We start from the raw sequence: 26,645 nt of genomic DNA on the forward strand, positions 1-26,645 counted from the left end.
AGGTACCTGGGTCAGCCGTATTTTCCTTGTATTAAACAGACTCTACAATGCTCATGACCATCTTGGCAGAGTGAAGCGCTGCCTTTTCCAAGTATTGCTCGAAGGAAACATCTGATTCCTTGCCTGCAATATCGGAAAGTGATCGAATGATGACAAATGGCACTTTGAATTGATGAGCCACTTGCGCAATGGCGGCCGCTTCCATTTCAACTGCCTGTAAATCAGTAAACTTGTCACGGATCGCTTCCACCCGCAGCGGATCATTCATGAATGAATCTCCCGTGGCGATTAATCCTGACACCACTTGTGCATCTCCCAGTTCCTTCACGCTATCAATGGCCGTTTGCATCAATTTCCCGTCTGCTGTAAATGCTGCAGGAAGCTGTGGCACCTGACCATATTCATATCCAAAAGCCGTTACATCCACATCGTGATGTCTTACTTCTGTTGAGATGACGACATCACCAACATTCAGAGAAGGATCGAATCCTCCTGCTGACCCTGTATTGATGATGCAATCCGGTTGAAAGTGCTGGAGAAGAACAGCTGTTGACATCGCTGCATTCACCTTGCCTATCCCTGAGCGAAGTAAGATCACTTCTTTGTCTTTCATCATTCCACTTGTATATTCACACCCTGCGATCGTTTCCACTGCAGGGTTTGAAATATTTTCCCTAAGTAAGGCTACTTCTTCTTCCATTGCTCCGATGATGGCGATTTTCATTACTAAAACCTCTTTCTACTGTTTAGTCGCCTCCATAATCCACACAAAGGTATTCACTTGCTTAAAACGAACTGAAAATCCATTTTGGTCCAATAACTCCCTTAGAACATCCAAGGAGGTGTAATATTCCCGTTTCAAATCTTCAGCCAGATTGTAATACTCTTTTTTAATTGCTAGGGATATGGCGGCTTGATAGTGCTGATCCGTTTCAAACATCGTATCGGCAAATACTATTTTACCACCTTGTGCTAGGAGCTTTCCATATATGCTAAAAGCTTTTCCCTTTTCTTCATCCGTTAAGTGATGAAATGCATAGGAGCTTACGATGGAATCCGCTCTTCCTTCTAAAGAAAAGTCTAGGAAATCACCATCCATGAACGTCACTTCTTCTCCAAGCTTCTGCATTCCGATCGCTCTCATTTCCGGAGAAGGCTCAAAAGGAACCACTTCTAGCCCTGCATCCAGTAATTTCTTGGTCAAGTTTCCAGTACCGGGACCAAATTCAACGACTCTTCCCTTTGAACGGGACACTACTTCATCAAGAATGGATTCATAACCCTCGAATACCGCTTGATATTCAATGTCTTTCCCGGTAACTGTATCGTCATATGAATCTGCCCAATCCTGAAACAAATCCAAAAATTCTCTACCCATGATTTAGCACCTCTGCTGCATTAAGTTTATAATTCCTATAAACATACTATGAATTAAATTTAAAACTGTTATTAAATTATCATATTCTCCTAATGATTTCAACAAATAATAATTGTAAAATCCTTTTTCCGGCTCTAAAATAAGGAGGGACAACCTGCAATCAAGAGATATCACATGCAATTGAGGAGGAGAATCTTATGAATATTTCATTTGACTTAATAGAAGATAAAGTGGAGTTTTTTGAAGCAGATAGTTTACGAACGCTGGAAAAGAAGGTAGATGAACAAATCCAGCATAATAAAGCCATCATGCTGAGCGTCCATCATGTACATCATGCCGTTTCCATTGATGAAAATGGAAGAAGATTGTATAGTGCTGCGGTTCATTTTAAAGTCAAGAAATGAATCAATGAAAAAGGCCTTTCCATTTGGAAGGGCCTTTTTCATTGATTATCAGTCTTTATCATTTTCCACTAATTCCTGTACTTTCGTAGGCTGCCATCCTTTGCCGTCCACCCATTGAAGGTACACTCTGTATGGCGTTTTTGTATCTTTCGCCGTCACGGTTGCCATGGATTTCTGAGGGCCGCCATTCCCTTCGATATACCAAACGGTCATATTATCTTCAGGGATTCCCGTTGCATACGATACAGCTTTCACTTTTTCCTGCCAATCTGCAGACCCTAAATCATATGAAGATACGTGTTCGCCGGTCTGCTCAGTTCCAATAGGCTTCCAGTCAGGGTGCACCATTGTTTTCTTCACATTTGGTTCGTCACTTTCTTCTACTTTTAATTCATTTTGATCTTCGCCTTCTAATTTAACAGTGTCCTGCTCTTCATCAGAGGCTTCGTCTTTTTGTGTTTCTTCATCGCTTTTCTTTTCTTCGTCTTTTTTATCTTCATTATCTTTTTCCTCAGATTTTTTGTCCTCATCTAAAGAAACAGATTTATCGTCTTTTTCAGCATTATTATTGCCCGAATCCTTTGTTTCTGTATCGGAAGCGCTGGATGATGCCTTTTCATCGCCGCCTCCCATCACTATTGTTGCTCCGACAACGACAATCAATAGAAGTACGACTGCAATCATGATGTTCAAGATTTTATTTGTATTCTTCTTGGAACGTTTATCTAATCTAGATTGGTATTTCGCCATTACGTTTCCCTCCCTATTATCCTAAACATTTTAACATGATAAGAGGAAAAGAATAAAGCGAAACATTATCCAGCTCAGTGGGCTTTAGCTACTTTCATAAGAAAGGGAAAAAGGTCGCAGGACCATTGTACAATGCGGTTAATTGTTTTCAAGATTATATATGGCATCTACGCTATCTTTAAAAATCGGATATATCCCGCCTTCATCGATCTTCACATCCATGTTGACTGCAACCAGGGAATATTTAGGATTTTCAAAGGGAAAATATCCTGCGAACCATTTATTGTACAATTCATTTTCTTTTACTTCTTCTCCCCGGTAATTACCTGTTTGGGCCGTTCCTGTTTTACCGGCAATACTGTAGGCCGCCGTCTGAAGATAGGGTGCCGTTCCCTCGGGAGAGTTCACCACTCCTCTTAAATATTGCTGAAGCTTCATCGCCGTAAATGGGGTAATCGTCTCACCCTCCTGCTTCTGTTTGGGGAAGGAAAACATCTTCGTTCCATTTTGGTACTCGACTGCGGATACGGCACTCACCTGATATTTCTCTCCTCCCCTGGCGATGGTGGCCATCATATTGGCGATGCCCAGGGGGGTGACCCGGACTTCTTGTTGTCCGATCCCGGTTTGAGAAACAAGTTTAGGTTCACCTCTGTGTTCTTCCGACCCGAAGATCCTTCCTTCGCTAACTTGAAGCTGCGGAAAGCTTTCGTAATGAAAGACATTCCCTTTCCAGGCAATATCACCAAGCAAGCCTATCTTTTCAGCATACTCATCAAGAAGATGGTCATCCTTCTCCGTCAGTTCATTCGCCAAATCCGCAAACGTCCGGTTACAGCTGACGGCAAGACTTGTTTTTATATTGATATTTCCATGCGGCTTATCTGCACGACCACCTCTAATATCTTCATCACAAGCAAATAATCTGCCTTCATCGACGATCCCTTCATCCATGGCGGCAGCAGCCACAACCGTCTTAAATACGGAACCGGGGATCAACGCTTTCAACATGTAATTCGTTGCCCCGCCACTGAACGGGTCACGACTTTTCATCGAAGGTCTTGAGACACTCGCGACAATTTCGCTTTTTTCAATATCAAGGAGCAGTAATCCTCCTTTTTGCATGTTATATGTATCTGCAACCTCTTCCAATGCCTGCTGCATCTTACCATCAATCGTCGTCTTCACATTAAGGGGATAGAATGGATTGGCTGGCGCCAAATATTTTACATCCACACCGAATAATGGACCACCGATTGCATCAACATGATAGATTAATTTCGCCTCTTCTTCTGCTACCAGCCATTCATCAAAGCTCTCTTGAAGTCCGGACACGCCAATTTTCTGATTAGCCCCTTTTACTTTATCCGGGTACCGCTTATGAAACACATCAGCATTCTCTCCCGTCACACCGATCAGCTGGGAAGCAGGGACTTCATTACTTTTGAACTTTTTAGTGAGAGCAAACACCCCCTGAATTTTAAGGGCATTAATTTCTTTCATCTGATTTTCGCTGAGCTGTAAAGGATTTTTCCCTCCAAATACGATCGGTCCATTTGCTTCCTCAACCTTAGTTTGAATGGTTTGAGGAGGAACATGAAGAATTCCCGCAACTTTTTCAACCGGCCAATCGATTTGTTTTAGAAATGGAAAAAGAACGAGAATATTTTTTTCCGTGTACGTAAGTGGTTCCCCGTTCCGATCGAGAAATTCTCCACGTCCTTCATCAATCACCAATTGTTGCGTTCGTTGAGAGACACTTTCCTCCAGAAGATTGATTTGATGTTTCGAATAGGATTCTGTTTGGAATAATTGCAATTGCATCAGTCTCCCCGATAAAGCGAAGAGAGCCAGTAATAAAAAAATACTGAGTAACCTGATTCGTTTTCGTTTCATTTTGTCACCTCGTCCCCATTGTTGACGAGTTTCATGTGAAATAATCTTATTCACAGCATAAAAAAGAAGAGACTCACTAATGAGTCCCTCCTATATAATCAACTTACTTCTACAATTTCCACATTCATTTCTCCACCTGGAGTTTGAACGCTTACTTTCGCGCCTACTTTATGACCAAGAAGGCTTTTCGCGATTGGTGAATCATTTGAGATTTTACCCTCAAATGGATCCGCTTCTGCACTACCGACGATTGTGTATGTTTCTTTGTCTCCGTCAGGCAGTTCAACGAACGTTACTTTCTTACCTAATTGTACTGTATCTGAGTTCATATCATCTTCTTGAATGATTTTCGCATTGCGAATCATGTTTTCTAAAGTAGAAATGCGTCCTTCGACGAATGCTTGTTCATCTTTCGCTGCGTCGTACTCCGAGTTCTCAGATAAATCTCCAAAGCTTCGGGCGATTTTAATTCGCTCAACGACTTCTTTACGTTTAACCGTTTTCAAATTCTCCAGTTCTTTTTCTAACTTCTCTTTACCTTCTGCTGTCATCGGAAATACTTTTTCTGTACTCATGACCCTCTTCACTCCTTCTTCTATCTAAGAGTTCCCCATACTCTTTATGTAAATATTCATTTGCTAGTTATGTAAAGGTAGGGAATGGAGAGAGAATTCCTTCTCTCTCCATTCCCTGCTTCTTTACAATGTGGGAAATGTAATCTCGCCTATATGTCTTTATCTATGCTATCGTATTACAAAAATGACTTTTGTTCAAGAATAGTTTGAATTTTTGTTACCATTAAATCGATTGCCACGTGATTATGACCACCTTCAGGAATGATCACATCAGCATATCGCTTCGTCGGTTCGATAAATTGATTATGCATAGGACGAACAACTGTAATGTATTGATCAATGACGGAATCAATGGAACGGCCCCGTTCTTTAATATCACGAAGCATCCTTCTGATGATGCGAAGATCGGCATCTGTATCTACATATAGCTTAATATCCATTAAGTTACGCAATCTTTCATCTTCTAATACTAAAATTCCTTCTAAAATAATAACATCTTTCGGTTCGACGAGGATGGTGTCGTCTGAACGGGTGTGCATTTTATAATCATATACCGGTTTATTTACGGGTTGATGGTCTAAAAGACCGTGCAGATGTTGAATCAAAAGATCATTATCAAATGCCAATGGATGATCATAATTTGTTTTCAAACGTTCCTCAAAAGGTAGATTTGATTGATCTTTATAATAATAGTCCTGCTGCAGCATTAAAATCGAATGACCTTGGAATTGCTCATAAATAGCTTTGGTAACACTAGTTTTACCTGAGCCCGATCCTCCTGCTACACCAATCACAACTGGTTTATGCTTCATAAGTATTAGGTGTTCTCCTTTCGCATCATGTTATCAGGATATACTCTCTGATGAACCTTGAATTTCACAATTTGTAATGGGTGACGTGCAACATCAAGCTCATTTCCCTTTTCATCCCACATCTTCTCGACAACTTGCGTGAAGTTTGAGATTTCAGGTCCGAAAAATTCTACTTCTTGACCTGTTTTAAAATGATTTCTCTGTTGCAGGGTGACAATTTGCGTTTCTTCGTCGTAATCTAACACAAGTCCGACAAATTCATAATTTGTGTTTTTCTTATTATGAACACCAAACATTTGCTCCTTGAAGCCGGGAACCCCCTCAAAGAACGCGGGGGCCGTATCACGATTCGCACATTTATCAAGTTCTTCCAGCCATTCTTGCTGAATCACAAAGTTATCGGGATCTTTACAGTATTCGTCAATCACTTTACGGTATACACTTACGACAGTGGCTACGTAGTGAATGGACTTCATACGCCCCTCTATTTTCAAGCTGTCAATGCCCAATTCAATCATTCTCGGAATCGATTCAACCAGCTTTAAATCTTTCGGACTCATGGCGAAAGGTGCATCACCGTTGTCGTAAAGAGGATTTTCATTACCTCCATCGACTTCATATAAATCATAATCCCAACGGCATGATTGACAGCACCCGCCACGATTTGAGTCACGGGCCGTCATATGGTTACTTAGTGTACAGCGGCCGGAGTAGGCAATACACATAGCCCCATGGATAAAGGTCTCGATTTCAATATCCACTTTTTCTTTCATTTCACGGATTTCGTCGCCGCTTGCTTCACGGGCTAATACCACTCGATCAAGTCCTTCTTCCTTCCAGAACTGAACCGCTTTCCAGTTTGAAAGGGACTGCTGGGTACTTAAATGTACCTCAACATTCGGAGCGACCCTCCTGCATGTTTCAATGATGAGTGGATCTGCCACAATAATCCCGGCGACTCCGGCTTCTTGAAGTCCACGCAAGTAGTCGTCAAGACCATCCATATTCTCATTATGGGCATAGATGTTGGTTGTCACATATATTTTGGCACCATAGCCTCTCGCAAACTCCACGCCCTCTTTCATTTGGTCGAGTGTGAAATTTCCGGCGTTTGACCGCAGACCATACTCCTGTCCGCCAATATAGACTGCATCTGCACCGTAATGGACAGCTATTTTCAATTTTTCCAGATTACCAGCAGGAGCCAGTAACTCAGGTTTCTTCACAATGACACGCTTTCCATCTACCATCTTGGATATAGGTTTTTTCACAACCGTGGTCATCGTAACTCCTCCGTTCTGATCAAACAATATTTCATTCTCAATACACCGTTTCTTTAAAGAAGAATCCCGTATCCAGAGGACGATTTTCCGGTTGCAGGTTCTTCGCTTCTTCCAGCAAATCGTCTTTTTTCTCTTCGTATTGATCTTCGTCTTCTACACATAAATCAATGGCTTTTCGATATAGTTTCGTCACTTCCAAAATATAATCTGATGATTTTAATACCCCATCTATTTTGAAAGAATCAATGCCTGCCTCGATCATTTCACCCAGCTCATCAACAATGCACATATCATTTGGACTCATAATATGAGTGCCGTTCTCATCTTCATAGATTGGATATTTATTATGACGCTCTTCATCGTGCAGGAACATATTTCGTTGTTCTTTACGGTTCTCAATCTCCATCGCCTTGCCTCTATACTCAAAGTAGTTGCCAAGTAAAGAGCGTTTTGATTGGAACATGCATGTCATTCCGTGGACCTGGACCTCGATTTCAACCTCTGCATTCTCTTTCATTTCCACAATGGAATCCATGCTTAATTCCCGGGCCAGTACAGCACGTTTCGCCCCTTTTCTGCCCCAATAATTACACGTGTACCAATTGGTGGCAGTCGTTTCGGTATTCCAATGGAGCAACATATCCGGTGCCACTTCACGGGCAGCCATTAACACAGCAGGATCGCCGAACACAATCGCATCCGCGCCTGCTTCTTGAAGAAATGCAATGTAGTCGTCAAGTTCGGAAATTTTATCATTATGGAAAAGGGCGTTCATGGCTACATACACTTTTTTACCGTGTTTGTGTGCCGCTTTGATTGCTTCGGCTACATCTTCTCTTGAAAACTCTCCAGCAAGCCTCAAGCCATACCTTTGTTCACCGATCATAAACGCATCCGCTCCCGCCAATGCTAACGCTTCAATGTCACAAACAGAGACAGGGGTTACAAGTAATTCTGGTTTTTTCATGAGCGTTCACCTCTTTTTTTACTGATGGCAATACCGTCTCCAACGGGTAAAATACTCGTATTAAAATGCTCATGGTTCATAAGCCATGCATTATAATTCTGTAGTTTCTTGACCATGTTCCGGATTCTTTTCTGCTCTACCTCTTCTTGAGCGACAAGTCCCTTGAACAGGACATTATCCGAGTAGACGACCCCTTCCTCTGACAGCATTTCAGAATAAAGCTCAAAGAATTTAAGGTATTGTCCCTTGGCCGCATCAATGAAAATCGCATCAAAAGGACCGTGCTTCGCCACTTCCTCCCCAAGTTCCAGGGCATCACCAAATAAAGTTACGACCCTCTTACCGTCCTCTGAACGGGAGAGGAAGCTCTGAGCTGCGTCAAACCTTTCTTCATCACGTTCAAGTGTAACGATTGTCGAGTGGGGAAGAGCCTCCGCCATTCTGAGAGCGGAATATCCAATAGCCGTTCCGATTTCAAGGATCCGTTTCGGCTGTTGAATCCTTAACATACCAAGGAGTGCTTCGATTCCTACCAGCTCCATAATGGGTACATTATGAAGCTCGGCATATTGTTCCATCTCTGCAATTAATGCAGGACGTTCTTTCACGATTGATTCTATATAGTGAATAACTTGTTCGTTCATAAATAAGCCTCACGATCATGTTCATAAGTGGTCCGGGGTAAACGATCCATTCTCAGACAACATGAAAAGAAGAAAGCTACAATGAGCTTTCTACTTCACACACATCTTCATAAAGATATCGCCCGTATATAAAAATAACTTGTACTATTTTACCACATAGAGAAGAGGAAAGCGAATGTTTCTTTCCTCTCCTCAAAATGCTATTCTTCTTTGTTTGTAATGTACTTCGCCTTTTTATCGTTATGTTCTTCTAAAGTTTCAGAATAATAAACGGATCCATTTGAAGAAGCCAGGAAATAGTAATACTCTGTATCTTCTGGTTCTAATGCCGCTTCAATCGAAGACACACCGGCATTTGCGATTGGCCCCGGCGGCAACCCCTTCACTTGATAAGTGTTATAAGGTGAATCCACTTCAAGATCTTTGTAGACGGTTCTTTTTTTATGTTTGCCTAATGCATAAAGTACTGTAGGATCGGTTTGAAGAGGCATACCTTCCTCAATACGATTATAGAAAACACTTGAGATTTTCCCTCTGTCTGCTTTTTCCGTTGCTTCTTCTTCAATGAGGGAAGATAACGTAAGAAGCTCATGGGCGGTGTATTCCTTATCTGCCATCGCCCCCTCATATTGAGCAAGGACTTCGTTCGTTTGTGCAATCATTTTCGTTAAGATCGCTTCTAAAGAAGGCTTCTTCTCATAGAAAGGATATGTCGCAGGATATAGATACCCTTCTAACGGACGCTTAATTTGTTCATTTAATATTTCATCAGTTATCAGTGCCGGATATTCCTGTTTTAATTGCTCGAGCCATTTCTTATCATTTAATTTTTTTTCAATTTCCTCTTTCTTATATGGGGACTTATCAGCAATGATCTCAGCGATTTGATCTAGTTGCAATCCCTCGGGTACGGTAATCTTAAACTCTGCTTTCCTCATTACCTTCCCTGTTTTTAAGCTGTTAACAATTTCATTTAATGTCATGGAAGGTGTCAAGTCATAAGAACCTGCCTGAAAACCGGATTCATTGTTAAATTTCACATAGTATTTAAAGACCGTTGAATTCTTAACGATTCCTTCTTCCTCCAGAATGTTCCCGATGGACGTCACTCCAGAGCCTATGGGTATTTCGACTTTTACTGGTTTCGTATTGTCCGGGTCGACGGGTTTTAAGGCTGAATTCACATAAAGGTACCCACCGATGGCCGTTCCTCCAATAATGATGACAAGACAAAGAATGACAAGTCCTACTATTTTTCTAATGACCTTTGCCTCCTCTTGTCTCTCCAGAAGTTTTTTCATAAGCGTTTCTTTTATGTTTTTTTCCAAAGCTATATTTCCCCCTTTCGAGCAAAAAAGCGGGATATCCGTTGTGCGTAATTCGACATCATCTCCACTATTATACAATATTTTGCACAAAGTGAAACAGGGACCTGCAAAAAGGTGAATTTTTTGTCCCTTTTTGCGGTCCCTGTTTCTTATGAAGCTATAGCTTATTGTTTATTCTGCGTCTTCTTTTTCGTCCAAGAAAGTGTTTAACATTTCTTCGATCATATCCCACTCTTCTTCTGTTTCAATCGGCTTTAATTCGCCTTCTTGACCTTCGTCTCCAGGAAGGAAAGCAGACGCGTGAATTTCGATTTCTTCTTCATCATTCTCATCTGCACCCAATGGATAGTACAGGACATATGATTTATTGAATTTATCTGATTCAAACGTGAAAAGAACCTCGCATAATTGTTCATTTCCTTGTTCGTCAACTACTGTAATTTGTTTTTCACCGTGTTCCATGAACATTCACCTCATTATTTTTGGCTGTCAAGAAATCCCTGAAGGATCATCATCGCAGCCATTTTATCAATTACTTTCTTACGTTTCTTCCTACTTACATCGGCCTCTAAAAGGACTCGTTCAGCTGCCATTGTACTCAGTCGCTCATCCCAATATTTAACGGGAAGGGATAACTCTTGCTGAATCAATTCTCCATAAGCTTTAGACGCTTCTCCACGGGGACCAATTGAGTTGTTCATATTTTTAGGCAATCCGACTACAACTGTACCCACCTGGTACTCTTCGGCAAGTTCCTTTAATCGGTCGATCCGGAACACACCTTGATCTTCGTCAATCTTAATCGTTTCAATTCCTTGAGCAGTCCAACCAAGCTCATCGCTAATTGCGACTCCCACTGTTTTAGAGCCGACGTCTAAACCCATTACACGCATGTATTATCCCTCTTTGTGCTGTTTCAAATACGATTTGACTAATTCTTCGATGATCTCATCACGTTCTAAACGGCGGATGATATTTCTGGCATCTTGATGTCTAGGAATGTAAGCAGGATCTCCAGATAATAAGTACCCTACGATTTGATTGATCGGGTTGTACCCTTTTTCTTGAAGAGCATCATGAACCTGCAGGAGTACTTCCTTCACGTCATGTTCGAACGGCTCCTCTGAAAAATCAAACCGCATCGTTTTGTCAAAAGAACTCATTTTTAGCACCTCTCTTTAGGCTTGTCTTTTTGACAACCGAATTGTTAATCGTTACCTACATTGTACACCACTTTCACAAGGAGTTAAATGGATTTGACCCATTCTTCTACAATTTGCAGTGCTTCTTCTACTTTTTCCGGGTGTTTCCCCCCGGCTTGAGCCATGTCCGGACGGCCACCGCCTCCTCCACCACAGCGTGAAGCCACTTCTTTAACAAGTTTTCCAGCATGATATCCTTTTTCGACTAAGTCCTTCGTAACTCCTGCAATGATCGTAACTTTGTCGTCCCCAGTTGTTGCCAATACAATAACCCCGGAGCCCAATTTAAGTTTAAGATCATCCATCATTGTACGTAATCCATTGCTATCTCCAGCAGCCACTTTCGCGGAAAGAACATTTACCCCGTCAATGACTTTGACTTGATCCGTTAAGCTACCTGCTTCTATGTTAGACAACTTTGCGGATAAAGATTCATTTTCTCTTTGAAGCTCTTTCATTTCCACTAATAAAGAGTCCACGCGATTGACGACTTCTTTAGGATTCGCTTTAAGTTTACCTGCTACTTCCTTCAGTTGAGAAACCTGATCATTCAACACTTTATAAGCATTCTCTGCTGTAACAGCTTCAATCCTTCTCGTTCCTGCTCCGATTCCACTTTCAGAAAGGATCTTAAATAATCCGATTTCAGACGTGTTCGATACATGACAGCCACCACAAAGTTCTAAGCTATATTCTCCAATCGATACGACGCGAACTTCTTCCCCGTATTTTTCACCGAATAAAGCCATAGCCCCCATCGCTTTTGCCTCTGATAATGATTTCAGGGCTGTGTTAACTGAAATAGCCTTCCAAACCTTCTCATTGACAATGGTTTCGATCTGCTCAATCTCTTCCTGGGAAACAGAACCGAAATGAGAGAAGTCGAAACGCAGGCGATCTGGTTCCACTAAAGAACCTGCCTGGTTTACATGATCTCCAAGGACATCTTTCAATGCCTGATGAAGGATGTGAGTAGCTGTGTGATTTTTCTCCACTCTTGTTCTGGATTCACGGGACACTTTCGCTAGCACCTGTGCATGTTGCTCTAACGTACCCTCTTCAACGATGGCAGAGTGAAGGTTTTGACCATTGGGCGCTTTCTTGACGTTTGTCACCAAAACCTTCACACCCATGGCTTCAATGTATCCTTTATCGCCGATTTGTCCGCCGCTCTCTGCGTAGAAAGGTGTCTGGTCCAGAATGAATTGACATTCCTGTCCTTTATCGACTTTCGGCTGACGTTCATTGTCTACTAACAATTCAAGAATAGTAGCAGTCGTTTCTAATGTGTCATACCCTACAAAGCGACTTTCTACCGTGATGTCACTAAGGACTCCACCCTGCACCTGCATGCTTCCTACATCCTGGCGAGCCGATCTCGCTCTTTCACGCTGAGCTTCCATTTCTTTTTCAAAACCATCATGGTCAACTGTTAATCCTTCTTCTTCTGCATATTCTTCCGTTAATTCAACCGGGAATCCGTACGTATCATACAAACGGAAGACATCCTCACCAGGAACGATCTTGTTACCTGCAGATTTTTGTACCTTGATGATGGAAGAAAGAATAGCTAACCCCTCGTTCAATGTTTCGTGGAAGCGATCTTCTTCATTTTTCACTACTTTTTGGATGAATTCAGCCTTTTGTTTCACTTCCGGGTAGAAATCCACCATGATTTCAGAAACAACCGGGACCAATTCATACATGAATGGACGGTTGATTTCAATTTGTTTCGCAAATCGAACAGCACGGCGAAGCAGTCTTCTTAAGACATAGCCACGGCCTTCATTGGATGGAAGAGCTCCGTCACCGATTGCAAAGGCAACCGTTCTGATATGATCAGCGATGACTTTGAACGCTACATCGATGTCATTGTCTTTGCCGTAAGACTTACCGGAGATTTCCTCAGTAGCTGAAATGATTGGCATAAATAAATCGGTATCAAAGTTTGTAGGTACTTCTTGTACGACACATGCCATACGTTCAAGTCCCATACCTGTATCAATATTTTTCTTAGGGAGCGGAGTGTATGTCCCATCAGGGTTATGATTGAATTGTGAGAACACAAGATTCCATACCTCAAGGTAACGATCATTCTCTCCACCCGGATATAATTCAGGGTCTTCAGGATTGTCCCCATATTCAGGCCCGCGATCGTAGAAAATTTCTGTATTCGGGCCACTTGGACCTTCCCCGATATCCCAGAAGTTCCCTTCAATGCGGATGATCCGTTCAGCTGGTACGCCCACTTTTTTGTTCCAAATATCAAATGCTTCATGATCTTCTGGGTGAATGGTAACGGAAAGCTTCTCGGGATCGAAGCCGACCCATTTTTCATCCGTCAAGAACTCCCAAGCCCATTCGATCGCTTCTACTTTAAAATAGTCCCCAATCGAGAAGTTACCAAGCATTTCGAAAAACGTATGATGACGGGCTGTTTTGCCTACGTTCTCGATGTCATTTGTACGAATGGATTTTTGAGCATTCACGATTCTTGGATTTTGAGGAATGACGCGCCCATCAAAATACTTCTTTAATGTAGCTACTCCACTATTGATCCATAAAAGGGACGGATCTTCATGGGGAACTAATGAGGCACTTGGTTCCACACCATGTCCTTTTTCCTGAAAGAAATCTAAAAACTTCTGACGAATTTCTGCGCCTGTTAATTTGTTCATTTTCAAGCTTCCTCCTTTATATGTATGGTTAAAAAAGAATACAAAAAAGCCCTCATCCCTAAAACAGGGACGAGAGCTGTTTCTCGCGGTACCACCCTGGTTATGAATAAAGGAAAGCCCTTCGACTTTTCTTATATTCATCCCTCAAAACACCTTAACGCGGATAGACGGCAGGTTTTACCTGCACTCAGGATTAGCGTTCGGTTATCCTTCATCTGGAATCCCTTGCAGCCTGGGGAATCCCTCTCTATAAGATGGACTATAACGTACTCGATCCTTCATTGCTTTATTTTATACGAATACTTGTATATGTTGGATTATAGAAATATTCACTGTATTTGTCAATGTTGATTCCCATTTTTTTAGTTAATCTTCCCCTGCTGCATGAAGGAAATGGGTCCGTCCATGTAAAATAGCTACTTTTACAACTGCTAAAAACGGGACAGCAACAATCATGCCGATCACTCCTCCTACTTCACCACCGATGATAAGGGCAGCCATAATAAACAGGGGATGCATATGAAGACTTTTCCCGACAATGAGGGGTGATAAGATATTCCCTTCAAGAAATTGGAGAACTACGACCATGATGATGACATATATAATCATATTGACAGAAATCGTACTTGCCACAATGGCAGCTGGAACCGCTCCGATAATCGGTCCGAAATAGGGGATTACATTGGTTACTCCAATAATCAATCCGAGGATCAAGGGATACTTCATACCGATCAACCAGAGTGTCAATGCTGAAAGTCCCCCAATGATCAAACAAACTAAAAGCTGTCCCCGGATATAGCCTCCCAGCGATTCATCCACATCCTTTGAAAATGAAATCGCGCTATTCTTCCATTTTTTAGGGGTAAGCTGCCAAAGGAATTTTTTCACCTTCGTAATATCCTTTAATAAATAAAAAGATACGAAGGGAATGATCGCAACAAGAAGCAAGCTGTTCATAAACTTCATCACAGTGGCCAGAACGACTGCCACCAGCCCCGTCAACCAGGCTTCGATCCCGTCAATTCTCTCCTCTAATTGAGATTGTATTCCGTCTGGCCAAGTGGAGGTCTCGCTTTGCACATAGTCCAGCCACCTCTGGTATTGTTTTGTAAAAAGTGGCGCATTCTCTGATAAATCTTTCAGCTGATGTATGATGATTGGTGTCCCCTTATAGATCGCGTAGCCTAATCCTCCGAAGAAAAGGATGTAGATGAGCATAATGGCTATTCCTCTATGAATGCCCGCCTCATGGATTTTTTCTACTATTGGATGAAGCAAATAGGCAATGAATCCCCCGATCAAGAAGGGGAGGAGCGAAAAGAACAAAACTTCCAGGACCGGATGCCATACAGGCTTTAATAAGTAGAGAATATATAGGAATAAAGAAAAAATAAGAGCTATTGAAAGTCGGTACAACCATTTGGCATAGGGTCTCTTTTCCATTATCAGCACTCCCTCTCTTCTTCTCTAGTGTTGGAATGTAGGAGGGTTTTTTATTCATTAGACATACGTGGTCAGATAAGGCAGACCTGACAGGAAATTTATGGGACAGTAGTATGGGGGAGACGGTTGCCGCTGATATATTGGGTATTTCGCTGATAAAATTATGATTTCGCTGATATCCAAATAAACTTGTTGTATAGATAAAGATTTAGTGATTTTTTCTTCATTTACTATCTAATACTTCTTAAATTGAAATAAGAAATAATCATTACTCCCACTTATCATTTTCAATCGGAATATTAAAAAAAGACTGACCCGAAAGTCAGCCTTTTTAGCTGTTAAAAAAGTTTCTTTACTTGTTTACGAATTCGTTTCATTTGTCTTTGGTTCATCATATTGGATCTTTGAGAATAGATAGAAGCAGCGACTCCTGCTCCAAAACCAACGATGGATGCAAATGTTTTGTTCAAGAAAGACACCTCTTCCTAGCTTAGTCGGCGTTCTTCCTCATCAAACAAGTCGTCTAAGGAGCTAAGTGATCCATCCTCTTCTACTTGATGAGTATGGATGACTCCTTTGGACAAGGAAAGTTCTATATAGCAACCCCAACAATAATATTGGTTGATGCCGATCTTTCCGATATCTTTGCTCTGACAATTTGGACACTTCATCGGTAAGGCTCACCTCTGGTTACACCAAAAATGGTGATTATTCCCTACCATCATGACCAATCCGGGCTCAATTTATACTTGTTTAATGAGAATATCCGCACAAACGGTGAATCACCGTTCTTATATAGTGTGGGATATTTTCCTGATTTAATGATGAGTAACCTTTTCCAAAGCACCCACCTAAATTTATTTTGCCGAAGTTACCTGCTCTCTTTCTTCTATTACATAATCAATTTCAAACCCCAGATCTTCAAGCATTTGGTGATCGGCTGTCCCTTCCTGGCCTGCAGTTGTTAAGTAATCACCAACAAAGATCGAGTTAGCCGGATAAAGTCCCAGGGGCTGTAAACTGCGCAGGTTCACTTCCCGTCCCCCGGAAATACGGATTTCTTTTGTTGGATTGATGAAGCGCATCAAACAAAGGACTTTTAAACAATATCTCGGATCGAGTTCATTCGTTCCTTCCAGGGGAGTACCGTCAATCGCATGAAGAAAATTCACTGGAATCGAGTCAGCATCTAGCACCTTTAGGCTGAGGGCCATATCGACAACATCCTGCAACGTTTCTTTCATTCCCACAATGATTCCGGAGCAAGGTGATATGCCTTGTGCCTTCGCTTGCTCAACCGTATTCACCCTGTCTTCGTATGTATGGGAAGTAGTGATGTTTTCATGATGATTTTCTGAAGTATTGATGTTATGGTTGTAACGGTCCACTCCTGCTTCTTTCAGCCGTTTTGCCTGGTCACCTTTTAATAACCCCAGGCATGCACATACCTTTAAGTTGTATTGCTCTTTTATTTCCTTCACCGCTGAAACCACATGATCCACTTCACGATTGCTCGGGCCTCTTCCACTCGCAACAATGCAATAGGTACCCACATTAAGTTGGTGAGCATTTTCAGCTCCCTTTAAAATCGTTTCTTTATCGACCATGCGATATTTTTCGATCGGTGCTTTTGAAACGATGGACTGTGAACAATAGCCGCAATTTTCAGGGCATAAACCCGATTTCGTATTGATGATCATGTTTAATTTTACTTTGTTTCCATAATAATGTTTTCGAATCAGATATGCGCTATGTAATAATTCTAAAAGCTCATCATCCGGGCTTTGTAAAATCGATATTGCCTCTTCATTCGTCAATTCTTCACCCTCGATCACCCCAACTGCCAGTTCCTTCCACGTTTTCATATAAACTTCTCCCCCTTTTGTTTAAGCCGCTCTTTTTAAATTCTTAAATGTACTTTTTGAAAGCACCGTTTTATCCAGACGATGAGCCATTAATCCGGCACATACGGCCAATATGATGTCTTTCGGTAAAGGAACCACCATCCAGGCCCATGCAAGTTTATAAGTAAATCCTTCAGGAGCTGCAGCCCAAAGCTTGTATGCTGCATACATCCAGTTCGTACCAACCACATAATTGACAGCCATCCCGACTAGTGCCGCGAAAATGTAAACCTTGATCCCCTTGTGTTTCTCTACGATTTTACCTGTAATGTAAGCTGTGAAAATAAACGAAACGATAAATCCGAAAGTCGGACTGACAATGGAAGATAACCCTGCTCCAAATCTTGCAAATACAGGAACACCCACTAATCCGACTAATGCGTACACCGACATGGAAATAGCCCCGACCCTGCTACCCAGGATGGCTCCTGCTAAAATCGCAAAGAACGTTTGTAATGTAATGGGAACACCACCTACTACCATGAAAGGCACAAATGTAGTAATGTTTGCCCCGATTGCCATTAACGCGACAAACATTCCTGCCAATGTAAGATCGATTGTCCTTAATTTTCTGTTCATCTGTCTTCCCCCATCTGTCATTTTTCTACAACATAAGGATATCGCTTCACTTAAATATATGTCAACTTAATTTTTATATTGGTTAACTTAAATACATTGAGCAGGTGACGTGCTTACCCTAATAAAATCAACAAAAAAAGGTTGACGAATGAATGATTTCCACCTGAGAAATATTCATTCGTTAACCTTATGCATTCATAAAATCATAGGGGCTGATGCCATCCATTCCTATCATGGGATCTTCATTTAGCAAGAGTTCTTCAATGGGTAAATCCTCATCAGAAGAAGAGATTACGTCGGCTTCAGCAGCCGTTAAATTTCTAAGTTTTTCGCTTAGGGTCGTTTTACGGAGAAAATCATCTTCTCTTTCAACTCCAAGAGTAAATGCGTCCAGCTCTCCACAAAGAATAAGGAACTGCTTGCTTCTTGTGATGGCAGTGTATAAGAGATTTCTTCGCAGCATGCGATAATAGCTTTTCACCACAGGTAAAATCACGATGGGAAACTCGCTTCCTTGTGACTTATGGATCGAGCAGCAATACGCATGGGTAATTTGCATGAGATCCTGTCGTGTGTAGGTGACCTCGTTGCCTTCGTAAGAAACAATGATCATATCCTGCTTCTCTGTGTTTTCCTTTGCATAGAAAATCGAGACGACTTCACCGATATCTCCATTGAAGACATTGTTTTCAGGCTGATTGACAAGCTGCAGCACTTTATCTCCAATGCGATATTTCACATCTCCGAACGCGATTTCTTTTCGGGTCCCGTCATTGCTATTAAAGATCTCCTGAAGGAGTTCATTTAATCGATCAATACCGGCAGGGCCCCGGTACATAGGAGCAAGTACCTGTATATCTTTTGGGGAGTACCCTTTTTTCTTCGCGTTCTCAACGACTTTTTGAACGACTTCCGATATCTGATTGGTCCTGCAGGGAAAGAAGGACCGATCCTTTTGCTGACGGGTTAAATCAGCCGGGACTTGCCCCCTTTTCATATAGTGGGCAAGTTCAATAATAGAGGACCCCTCTTCTTGTCTATAGATATCCGTTAACCTTACCGTCGGCACCACTTCCGATTTCAGAAGGTCCTTTAGTACCTGTCCAGGTCCGACAGATGGCAATTGATCTTCATCCCCGACAAGGATCACCTGGATATCATCCGGTAAAGCTTTCAAAAGTTGATGGGCGAGCCAGGTATCAACCATGGACACCTCATCCACAATCAGCAGCTTGCCTTCTATCGCCCGTTCTTCATCACTCTTAAATCCTTCTTGACCGTTCCAGCCTAAAAGTCGGTGAATCGTCATGGCAGGGAGGCCCGTGGATTCTGTCATGCGCTTTGCCGCTCGACCAGTCGGGGCTGTCAGTAAGACAGGAAAGGGTTCATCCTTGTAATCCTTGGGATCCAAGGAGCAGCCATGGAGATCCGCAAACAGCTCCACAATCCCCTGAATGACGGTCGTCTTACCGGTTCCGGGTCCTCCGGTTAACAGAAGCATGGGGGACATCAACGCTGTTTCGATGGCTTCTTTTTGTGAAGGTGCGTATTGAACTCCCAGTCGGTCCTCCAGTGCTCCAAGTGATAGAAGAAATTCGGATTGAGGAAATTGATCTTTATATTGGGTTTGAGACAAAATCTTTTCAATGTTTGTCACGATTCCTTTTTCCGAGAAGTAAAGAGAAGGAACATATACCTTTGTGCCTTCTCCAATGACTTTACCCTCTTCCTCCAAGGAAACCAGTTGACTGGATATTTCAGTGTAATCGACCTTTTCGGGCTGACTTTTCTCAAGCAGCTCCTTCACCGTAACAATGAGTTCTTCTGCTTCGAGATACACATGGCCCTGCTTCACACATGTTTGCTCAAGGGTGTATAAACAGCCTGCTTTGATCCGGTCGGGATGACTGCCTGTCAACCCGATCTTAGAACCAATCTCATCGGCCCGGGTAAAGCCGATTCCTTCAATATCTTCCACAAGCTTATAAGGATTATTTTGAATGATTTCAAGTGCCTGCTCTTTATAGGCTTGATAGACCTTCATGGAAATTTGGGGTCCAAATCCCAGGTCATTCAGCATGATCATGACCCGCTCCAAGCCTTGATGCTCGGAAAGCGTATCATAAATACTTTTCGCCTTTTCCTTTGGAAGCTTTGGAATTTCATCCAGCAGGCTTGGATTTTCGAGTATTTTGGTTATGGCGTTTTCCCCGATATGCTCCACTATCTTCTCAGCTGTTTTCTTCCCGATTCCTTTAAATAAATCACTTGATAAATAATGGACGACACCTTGTGTGGATTGAGGGATTTCTTTCTTGAAGTGTTTGGCATGAAATTGCATGCCAAATTTGGGATGTTCCTGAAACCGCCCGTAAAACACATACGTCTCATCTTCATGGATTTTAGGGAAGTGCCCCGTTACGACCGCTTCCTTGTCTTCATAAGAATCATTCGTTTCGTCCACCCGGATCCGGACCACCGTATAAAGATTTTCCTCATTATGAAAAATCGTAACGAGATGCCTTCCTTTTATATAGATTTCTTCATCACCAAACAACTTTAAAGAGTCTTGCTGGCTCAAGTCAGTGAACCCCCTAACTATTCACTTTGTTCATTTTTAAGCTTTTCGAGCATCTTTATGCCATACCCTGCCAACATATGGTCAGGCTGAACTTCGATTGCTTTGTTGAAATACATCAGGGCCTTATCCGCATCATCCTTATGGCCTGCGTATGCAACACCTAAGTTGTAGTAAGCATCTGCGTGTGTTGGATCTGCCTCCACTACCTGCGATAATTGCGCAATCGCTTCTTCGTAAGCTTCAACCTTCGCGAGACACAGTCCTAACTGGAAGCGCGCCTCCACGTCATCTTCATTCAGTTCGACACTTCGTTGTAAGTAAGGGAGAGCGAATCTTGGCTGCTCTAGTTGGAACAGACTGACTCCAAGCATAAAATAAACGTCGGCATTCTCCATTCCCTTCGAAACAGCTTTTTCAAATTGATCCTTTGCTTCATCAAAGTTATTTTCGTTAAAGTATAGATTACCCAGGGAATAGTAGGCTGCCCCTGCATTCTCGTCTATTGAGATCGCACGTTCAAAAAATTTCTTCGCCTTTTCATTGTCTCCAACCGACATGAGTACGTTCCCGAAATTAATATATCCGACAGGATCCTTGGGATTTTCTTCGATGGCTTCTGTAAAAAGTTTAACAGCCTCTTCTACTTTTCCTTCTTGCAATAACTCAATTCCATTTAAATTCTTATCCATTTCTAACACCTCTATGTTTTCATGATTTATGTATGCAAGTTGAATGATGGTTTCTTCCACTTATCGTTACTAGTATAACATAAGGGACTTTCAATTTCGGTATGGATCAATGATGAAAAAAAGGACTGAGAGAAGAGAGCTTGCACATCTCTTCTTCTCAGTCCTTTAAGCGTTAACCTACATAGGTAAGTTTTTTCTCATCTTTGTAAATGGTATCGATCGTTCCTCCACCCAGACACTCATCACCGTTGTAGAAAACAACCGCCTGTCCTGGTGTGACCGCACGGATGGGCTCGTCAAAAATGACTTTCACCTTGCCATCCTCCAAAGGAATAACCGTTACGTTGTTATCATCCTGACGGTAACGGAATTTTGCCGTGCAGGCGAATTCAGCCGGTTTCTCCCCATTCGAAGTCCAGTGGACATCTGTTGCAAGAATGGAATCCGAATAGAGGGCAGGATGCTCAAAGCTTTGACCCACATACAGGACGTTTCTCTTTAGGTCTTTCCCGATGGCGAACCAAGGCTCACCGGCTCCACCTATACCCAGCCCATGGCGTTGACCGATCGTATAGTACATTAATCCATCATGTTTCCCCATCACTTTACCGTCCAACGTTTCCATTTTTCCTGGCTGTGCCGGCAGATAATTACTTAAGAAATCTTTGAAGTTGCGTTCACCGATGAAGCAGATCCCCGTGCTGTCTTTCTTAGTGGCAGTAGCAAGGCCCGCTTCCTTCGCAATTTCCCTTACCTTTTTTTTATCGATGCCGCCTAGGGGGAACATCACTTTTTCAAGTTGCTCCTGCCCTAATTGATTGAGGAAATACGTTTGGTCTTTGTTGTTATCGACACCGCGGAGCATCTTGTATTCTCCATCACGGTACTCGACTTGTGCATAGTGGCCGGTTGCCAGGTAATCTGCACCAAGCTTCAGTGCATGATCAAGGAATGCTTTGAACTTAATTTCTTTATTACACATCACATCCGGGTTTGGTGTTCTTCCAGCTTTATATTCGTCCAGGAAATACGTAAACACTTTATCCCAGTATTGTTTTTCAAAATTCACAGCGTAGTAAGGAATACCAATTTGGTTACATACTCGAATCACATCGTTGTAATCTTCCGTTGCTGTACATACTCCGTTTTCATCGGTATCATCCCAATTTTTCATGAAAATCCCGATGACTTCGTAGCCTTGCTCCTTTAATAATAATGCGGCTACAGAAGAATCCACACCACCAGACATCCCAACGACTACTCTCGTATCCTTTGGTTCTTTTTTCACTAACGCCACCTCCTTATTCCGTTCATTCGTCCACTTGAGACGAAAATCTTAAGATGTTACACGTTTTACAATTTTTGCGACTTCACTGGCAGTCCAGACAATTTGTTCCTCCGTATTGCCCTGACCAAAGCTGAAACGAATGGAGTTCCTTGTATTCTCTGACTGACTGCCAAACATCGCGACCAATACATGTGAAGGCTCTATAGATCCAGCTGTACAAGCAGAACCGCTTGATACAGCAATACCTGACATATCTAAATTCACCAGCATAGACTCTACATCTGTGCCGGGAAAACTTAAGTTTAGCACATGGGGTAATCCATACTCAAGAGATCCGTTCTCCACAAACTCAATGCCTGCACCGGCTAAAGTTTCTTTCAATAAAACCTTAAAAGCAGAGTACTGGGAATGTTTCTCTTCTATCGCATTTTGAGCAATTTCTACTGCCTTTCCCAGACCCACGATCGCCGGGACGTTTTCTGTACCGGCACGGCGTTTTCTTTCCTGCTCACCACCGTATAATCCAGGTTGAAGATCCAGGTTCTTGTGTGAATATAAAAATCCGATCCCTTTGGGACCATTGATCTTATGACCTGAAACCGAAAGCAAATCAACCCCGAGCTCTTGCACATTTATAGCTGACAATCCGAAAGCTTGTACAGCATCAGTGTGAAAATAAGCTTGATGATCCTGCAGGATTTTTCCGATTTCTTTAATCGGCTGGATCGTTCCCACCTCATTATTTCCAAACATGATCGTAACGAGGATCGTTTCGTCGCGAAGTTCTTTTTGCAGTTCTTCCAAGGATATCCTGCCTGTTCGATCTACGGGCAGGTACGTCACCTCAAACCCTTTGGACTCCAGGAATTTACATGCATGTAAAACGGCATGATGCTCTGTTTGTGTTGTGATGATGTGATTCCCTTTTTCTTTATTGGCTTCGGCAGAGCCGATAATAGCTAAATTATCAGCTTCCGTTCCACCACTTGTGAAAATGATTTCATTGTAATCTGCATGGATACTTTGAGCAATGATGGTACGTGCATGATCGACAAGATGACGTGATGCACGGCCAAACGAATGAATGCTCGATGGATTACCAAAGGTCTCCTTCATCACTGAAGTCATTTCTTCAATCACTTCGGGATGCATGGGCGACGTTGCAGCATGATCCAGATACACTCTTTCCATTTATCGTTACCTCCTAGATATAGAACATGTACGCATCTGATTCACCGTCATCGGAGTGGCTGGCCAAATCTTCAATCGTTGTATTATCGAGAACTTCCTTAACAGCATCCCGGATCCGTATCCACAGCTCACGCTTTGCCGGTTCTTCATCCTCAATTCCTTCTACAGGACTAATGGGACCTTCAAGGATCCGGATAATATCCCCCGCTGTAATTTCAGATGGCTCATGTCCTAATACATACCCACCGTATGCTCCCCGGATACTTCTTACAAGTCCTCCATTACGCAGGGGAGCCACCAGCTGCTCAAGATAATGCTCTGAGAGCTCATGCTGCTGTGCGATGGTCTTAAGTGAAGTCGGCCCTTCACCATGGCGTTTTGCTAATTCAATCATAATCGTTAAACCGTATCGTCCTTTAGTAGATATCTTCATGTCCAGCACCTCAAATATATTTAATAACGTTACATTAATAAACGAATGGTATTTTTCTTCTGTATTGACTTTTGTTATTATAGCATATCCGCCATCTCACTGTGAAAGGGACGGCTCCATTCTCTTTCGCCCTCCTTATATCAACCACAATATTTCCTTATAAGAACCGCCTATGATAAAGTAATTTTAGCTACGTCAGTTTGGAGAGATGTTTTCATGTCTATTAAACCACTTGCCTTTAAGATGAGACCCAGAACCATTGATGAGATCATCGGGCAGCAGCATTTAGTTGGAGAAGGAAAAATCATAGACAGGATGGTAAAAGCAAAACAGCTTTCATCCATGATCTTATATGGTCCGCCCGGTATTGGAAAAACGTCCATCGCGAGCGCCATTGCCGGAAGTACGAAATACCGGTTTAAAACCCTGAACGCTGTAACCAATAATAAAAAAGATATTCAAATCGTAGCAGAAGAAGCCAAAATGTCTGGAAAAGTGATTCTTCTATTAGATGAGGTTCATCGCTTGGATAAAGGAAAGCAGGATTTTCTCCTTCCTTATTTAGAGAACGGGATGATCACCCTGATCGGGGCGACAACAAGCAACCCCTATCATGCAATCAACCCAGCGATACGAAGCAGATGCCAAATTTTCGAACTAAAGCCCCTTTCCATTGATGAAATGAAAATTGCCTTGCATCGAGCCATTGAAGATAAAGAACGTGGATTAGGGGAGTATTCACTTGATGTGACTGAAGAAGCGATTGAACATTTTGCAAGCAGCAGCTTCGGTGACGTCAGAAGTTCGTTAAATGCATTGGAATTGGCCGTTCTGTCCACTTCACCGGATGAGGACGGTGTCATTCGGATCGATGTCAGCATTGCGGAAGAATGCCTTCAAAAGAAAAGCTTTTCTCACGATAAAGATGGAGACGCCCATTACGATGTCGTAAGTGCCTTTCAGAAATCGATTCGTGGAAGTGACGTGAATGCCGCTCTTCATTATTTAGGCAGACTCGTTGAAGCCGGGGATCTTCCAAGCATCGCCCGCAGACTATTGGTGATTGCCTATGAAGATATCGGACTCGCAAACCCTCAAGCAGGACCAAGAACATTGGCAGCTGTAGAGACAGCTGAGAAGATCGGATTTCCCGAAGCGAGAATTCCATTGGCCAACGCAATCATCGAACTTTGCCTTTCACCCAAATCGAACTCGGCGATCACGGCCATTGATCTTGCACTTGGCGATATCCGTAAGGGAAAAAGCGGCGAGGTTCCGGATCACTTAAAAGATGCTCACTATCAAGGAGCCAAAGAACTTGGAAGAGGAATCGAATACAAGTATCCACACAGCTATGAATCTGGATGGGTCCCGCAAACCTATTTACCTGACAAATTAAAAAATGCTCACTACTATACCCCAAAATCGACAGGCAAATTTGAACAGGCGATCGCCCAGGTGTATGAGAAGATTAATAAGCAGATGAAATAAATGAATGTCATCAAAAAACAAACCTGCCGGAAAGGAATTCTGACTTTTTGGCAGGTTTATTTTAGGGATAAGCACTTTTTTTAACGTGCCAATGCCATATCTCTCCACCCCATCATACATTAGTAAAAAGGCCTGGGGGTGTATGGATTGATTATCATTGAGAATGGTTCGTCCAGCAAAGGGTTAAAGAATCTATCACCTGTAGAAGAACTCATCGTTAAAGCACTTGATAGCAGTCCTACAGATTATCGTTACCGTAACTTAGGCGAGCTCCAATTTGAATTAAAGATGCGGGAACGATTCATTGTCAATGCAAGGAGCATGGATGAGGGTGACGCCAAATTCGCTGCCTTTGAACACTCCTATTTCAACTCTGCTTTTTGGATCAAGACTCCATATGGATATAGGCTTCGTGATTCGAAGCTACCATCAGAGGCTATTGAAGATGTTTTCATAAATAGCTCTGCCTATAGCTTCGAATGCGTCACCAGCATTGTCCTCATATACTATAAATCAATCCTCGATACAATCAGGACTTCTTATTTCAATCAGTTGTTCTCTCCTCTTTTAGTGTGGGGTCACAATTATGACGATGATATGAGCATGGTCACCTATGAAGGAGTGGACTATATTCCAGGGGATGTGTACTATTTCTCTAATCCAGACTATGAAGATCCGATATGGATGGGGGAAAATTCTGTGTTTTTAGAAGAGGATCAGTATTTTGGTCACGGTATCGGAATTATGACTCATGATGAAATGATAGAAGCTTTAAATACCCTTCGAAAAAAAGATGCCACTGAACCAGCCTTTCTCCTTCAACAAGTCACACGCTTGAAGTTCGCAGATTTATACCGGTATGCATAAAAGTGACGAACTCTGATGAGTCCGTCACTTTTTGGTTGCTTTTCTTTGTCTAGCTACACCGGCTAGGCCCTCGAGGTCATAAGTCAAACCACCAACAAAGGCAAAGGGCGCCTTTCCGGGTGGTTCGCCTTATGCTTGTCGGGCCTGACCAAGCCGCCTCCGCTTTTCTTTGTCCAGCTACACCGGCTAGGCCCTCGAGGTCATAAGTCAAACCACCAACAAAGGCAAAGGGCGCCTTTCCGGGTGGTTCGCCTTATGCTTG

At 42.4% G+C, this 26,645-nt stretch carries 27 protein-coding genes and 1 other annotated feature; of the genes, 3 read left to right on the forward strand and 24 right to left on the reverse strand.

Translation table 11 applies throughout. The features are described 5' to 3' along the window. Positions 1–31: 31 nt before the first annotated feature. Together mtnN and ACCB35_RS15220 are read right to left on the reverse strand one after the other, a co-directional pair. Complete coding sequence (mtnN, locus tag ACCB35_RS15215) at positions 32–724, reverse strand: 5'-methylthioadenosine/S-adenosylhomocysteine nucleosidase (protein WP_374054357.1); 693 nt, start codon at positions 722–724, stop codon at positions 32–34. A 15-nt stretch (positions 725–739) separates the two neighbouring features. Continuing rightward, a complete protein-coding gene (locus ACCB35_RS15220) occupies positions 740–1,378 on the reverse strand; it encodes a class I SAM-dependent methyltransferase (RefSeq protein ID WP_374054358.1) in 639 nt (212 codons plus the stop codon). Between the two features lie 197 nt (positions 1,379–1,575). Between ACCB35_RS15220 and ACCB35_RS15225 the strand changes: the two genes are divergently transcribed. Next, positions 1,576–1,782, forward strand: coding sequence for a DUF2536 family protein (locus ACCB35_RS15225; RefSeq protein ID WP_044339571.1), 207 nt, complete (start codon positions 1,576–1,578; stop codon positions 1,780–1,782). 48 nt (positions 1,783–1,830) lie between these two features. Here the strand turns inward: ACCB35_RS15225 and ACCB35_RS15230 are convergent, their stop codons facing one another. From ACCB35_RS15230 to cymR, 22 genes are all read right to left on the reverse strand, one after another. Next, the gene (locus ACCB35_RS15230; RefSeq protein WP_374054359.1) at positions 1,831–2,532 is read right to left on the reverse strand and encodes a DUF1510 family protein; all 702 of its coding nucleotides are present in this window, start codon (positions 2,530–2,532) and stop codon (positions 1,831–1,833) included. A gap of 138 nt (positions 2,533–2,670) precedes the next feature. Continuing rightward, entirely contained in the window at positions 2,671–4,428 is a 1,758-nt protein-coding gene (locus ACCB35_RS15235; protein ID WP_374054360.1) for a peptidoglycan D,D-transpeptidase FtsI family protein, read from the reverse strand. Positions 4,429–4,526: 98 nt separating this feature from the next. After that, entirely contained in the window at positions 4,527–5,003 is a 477-nt protein-coding gene (greA, locus tag ACCB35_RS15240) for a transcription elongation factor GreA (RefSeq protein WP_044339569.1), read from the reverse strand. 176 nt (positions 5,004–5,179) lie between these two features. Next, positions 5,180–5,815 carry a uridine kinase gene (udk, locus tag ACCB35_RS15245; protein ID WP_044339568.1) on the reverse strand — a complete coding sequence of 212 codons (636 nt, stop codon included), beginning with the start codon at positions 5,813–5,815 and terminating at the stop codon, positions 5,180–5,182. A gap of 5 nt (positions 5,816–5,820) precedes the next feature. Further along, on the reverse strand, positions 5,821–7,098 hold the full coding sequence (locus tag ACCB35_RS15250; protein ID WP_374054361.1) for a U32 family peptidase: 1,278 nt from the start codon (positions 7,096–7,098) through the stop codon (positions 5,821–5,823). Positions 7,099–7,135: 37 nt separating this feature from the next. Continuing rightward, complete coding sequence (locus tag ACCB35_RS15255) at positions 7,136–8,065, reverse strand: peptidase U32 family protein (protein WP_374054362.1); 930 nt, start codon at positions 8,063–8,065, stop codon at positions 7,136–7,138. Continuing rightward, positions 8,062–8,709, reverse strand: coding sequence for an O-methyltransferase (locus ACCB35_RS15260; RefSeq protein ID WP_374054363.1), 648 nt, complete (start codon positions 8,707–8,709; stop codon positions 8,062–8,064). The genes ACCB35_RS15255 and ACCB35_RS15260 overlap by 4 nt, the downstream gene beginning before the upstream one ends. 200 nt (positions 8,710–8,909) lie before the next feature. Then, positions 8,910–10,010: an endolytic transglycosylase MltG gene (gene mltG, locus ACCB35_RS15265; protein ID WP_374057039.1), complete on the reverse strand. Its 1,101-nt coding sequence runs from the start codon at positions 10,008–10,010 to the stop codon at positions 8,910–8,912. Positions 10,011–10,208: 198 nt separating this feature from the next. After that, positions 10,209–10,499 carry a DUF1292 domain-containing protein gene (locus ACCB35_RS15270; protein ID WP_374054364.1) on the reverse strand — a complete coding sequence of 97 codons (291 nt, stop codon included), beginning with the start codon at positions 10,497–10,499 and terminating at the stop codon, positions 10,209–10,211. A gap of 14 nt (positions 10,500–10,513) precedes the next feature. Then, positions 10,514–10,930: a Holliday junction resolvase RuvX gene (ruvX, locus tag ACCB35_RS15275; protein WP_044339563.1), complete on the reverse strand. Its 417-nt coding sequence runs from the start codon at positions 10,928–10,930 to the stop codon at positions 10,514–10,516. A 3-nt stretch (positions 10,931–10,933) separates the two neighbouring features. Continuing rightward, the gene (locus tag ACCB35_RS15280) at positions 10,934–11,200 is read right to left on the reverse strand and encodes an IreB family regulatory phosphoprotein (protein WP_034757362.1); all 267 of its coding nucleotides are present in this window, start codon (positions 11,198–11,200) and stop codon (positions 10,934–10,936) included. A gap of 83 nt (positions 11,201–11,283) precedes the next feature. After that, a complete protein-coding gene (gene alaS, locus ACCB35_RS15285) occupies positions 11,284–13,917 on the reverse strand; it encodes an alanine--tRNA ligase (protein WP_374054365.1) in 2,634 nt (877 codons plus the stop codon). Positions 13,918–13,979: 62 nt separating this feature from the next. After that, positions 13,980–14,208, reverse strand: a binding site (T-box leader). Between the two features lie 75 nt (positions 14,209–14,283). Further along, on the reverse strand, positions 14,284–15,360 hold the full coding sequence (locus ACCB35_RS15290) for an AI-2E family transporter (protein ID WP_374054366.1): 1,077 nt from the start codon (positions 15,358–15,360) through the stop codon (positions 14,284–14,286). A gap of 338 nt (positions 15,361–15,698) precedes the next feature. Continuing rightward, positions 15,699–15,830 (reverse strand): YrzQ family protein, encoded by a 132-nt coding sequence (locus tag ACCB35_RS15295; protein ID WP_374054367.1) that lies wholly within the window; start codon positions 15,828–15,830, stop codon positions 15,699–15,701. A gap of 15 nt (positions 15,831–15,845) precedes the next feature. Further along, positions 15,846–16,031: a hypothetical protein gene (locus ACCB35_RS15300; protein ID WP_034757353.1), complete on the reverse strand. Its 186-nt coding sequence runs from the start codon at positions 16,029–16,031 to the stop codon at positions 15,846–15,848. Positions 16,032–16,217: 186 nt separating this feature from the next. After that, complete coding sequence (gene bioB, locus ACCB35_RS15305; protein WP_374054368.1) at positions 16,218–17,225, reverse strand: biotin synthase BioB; 1,008 nt, start codon at positions 17,223–17,225, stop codon at positions 16,218–16,220. Between the two features lie 21 nt (positions 17,226–17,246). After that, the gene (locus ACCB35_RS15310; protein WP_374054369.1) at positions 17,247–17,843 is read right to left on the reverse strand and encodes a biotin transporter BioY; all 597 of its coding nucleotides are present in this window, start codon (positions 17,841–17,843) and stop codon (positions 17,247–17,249) included. Between the two features lie 187 nt (positions 17,844–18,030). Continuing rightward, positions 18,031–20,424 (reverse strand): ATP-dependent RecD-like DNA helicase, encoded by a 2,394-nt coding sequence (locus ACCB35_RS15315; RefSeq protein ID WP_374054370.1) that lies wholly within the window; start codon positions 20,422–20,424, stop codon positions 18,031–18,033. Between the two features lie 17 nt (positions 20,425–20,441). Beyond that, positions 20,442–21,113, reverse strand: a complete 672-nt coding sequence (locus ACCB35_RS15320; RefSeq protein ID WP_374054371.1) for a tetratricopeptide repeat protein — start codon at positions 21,111–21,113, stop codon at positions 20,442–20,444. Positions 21,114–21,285: 172 nt separating this feature from the next. Beyond that, complete coding sequence (mnmA, locus tag ACCB35_RS15325; protein WP_374054372.1) at positions 21,286–22,401, reverse strand: tRNA 2-thiouridine(34) synthase MnmA; 1,116 nt, start codon at positions 22,399–22,401, stop codon at positions 21,286–21,288. 48 nt (positions 22,402–22,449) lie between these two features. Beyond that, positions 22,450–23,592, reverse strand: coding sequence for a cysteine desulfurase family protein (locus ACCB35_RS15330; protein ID WP_374054373.1), 1,143 nt, complete (start codon positions 23,590–23,592; stop codon positions 22,450–22,452). A 13-nt stretch (positions 23,593–23,605) separates the two neighbouring features. After that, positions 23,606–24,025 (reverse strand): cysteine metabolism transcriptional regulator CymR, encoded by a 420-nt coding sequence (gene cymR, locus ACCB35_RS15335; protein ID WP_044339554.1) that lies wholly within the window; start codon positions 24,023–24,025, stop codon positions 23,606–23,608. Positions 24,026–24,241: 216 nt separating this feature from the next. Between cymR and ACCB35_RS15340 the strand changes: the two genes are divergently transcribed. After that, positions 24,242–25,516 (forward strand): replication-associated recombination protein A, encoded by a 1,275-nt coding sequence (locus tag ACCB35_RS15340; RefSeq protein WP_374054374.1) that lies wholly within the window; start codon positions 24,242–24,244, stop codon positions 25,514–25,516. Positions 25,517–25,663: 147 nt separating this feature from the next. Continuing rightward, positions 25,664–26,383, forward strand: a complete 720-nt coding sequence (locus tag ACCB35_RS15345; RefSeq protein ID WP_374054375.1) for a protein-glutamine gamma-glutamyltransferase — start codon at positions 25,664–25,666, stop codon at positions 26,381–26,383. Positions 26,384–26,645: the final 262 nt, after the last annotated feature.

The organism is Rossellomorea sp. FM04394, from assembly GCF_041889765.1.
Lineage (GTDB): Bacteria > Bacillota > Bacilli > Bacillales > Bacillaceae_B > Rossellomorea > Rossellomorea aquimaris_B.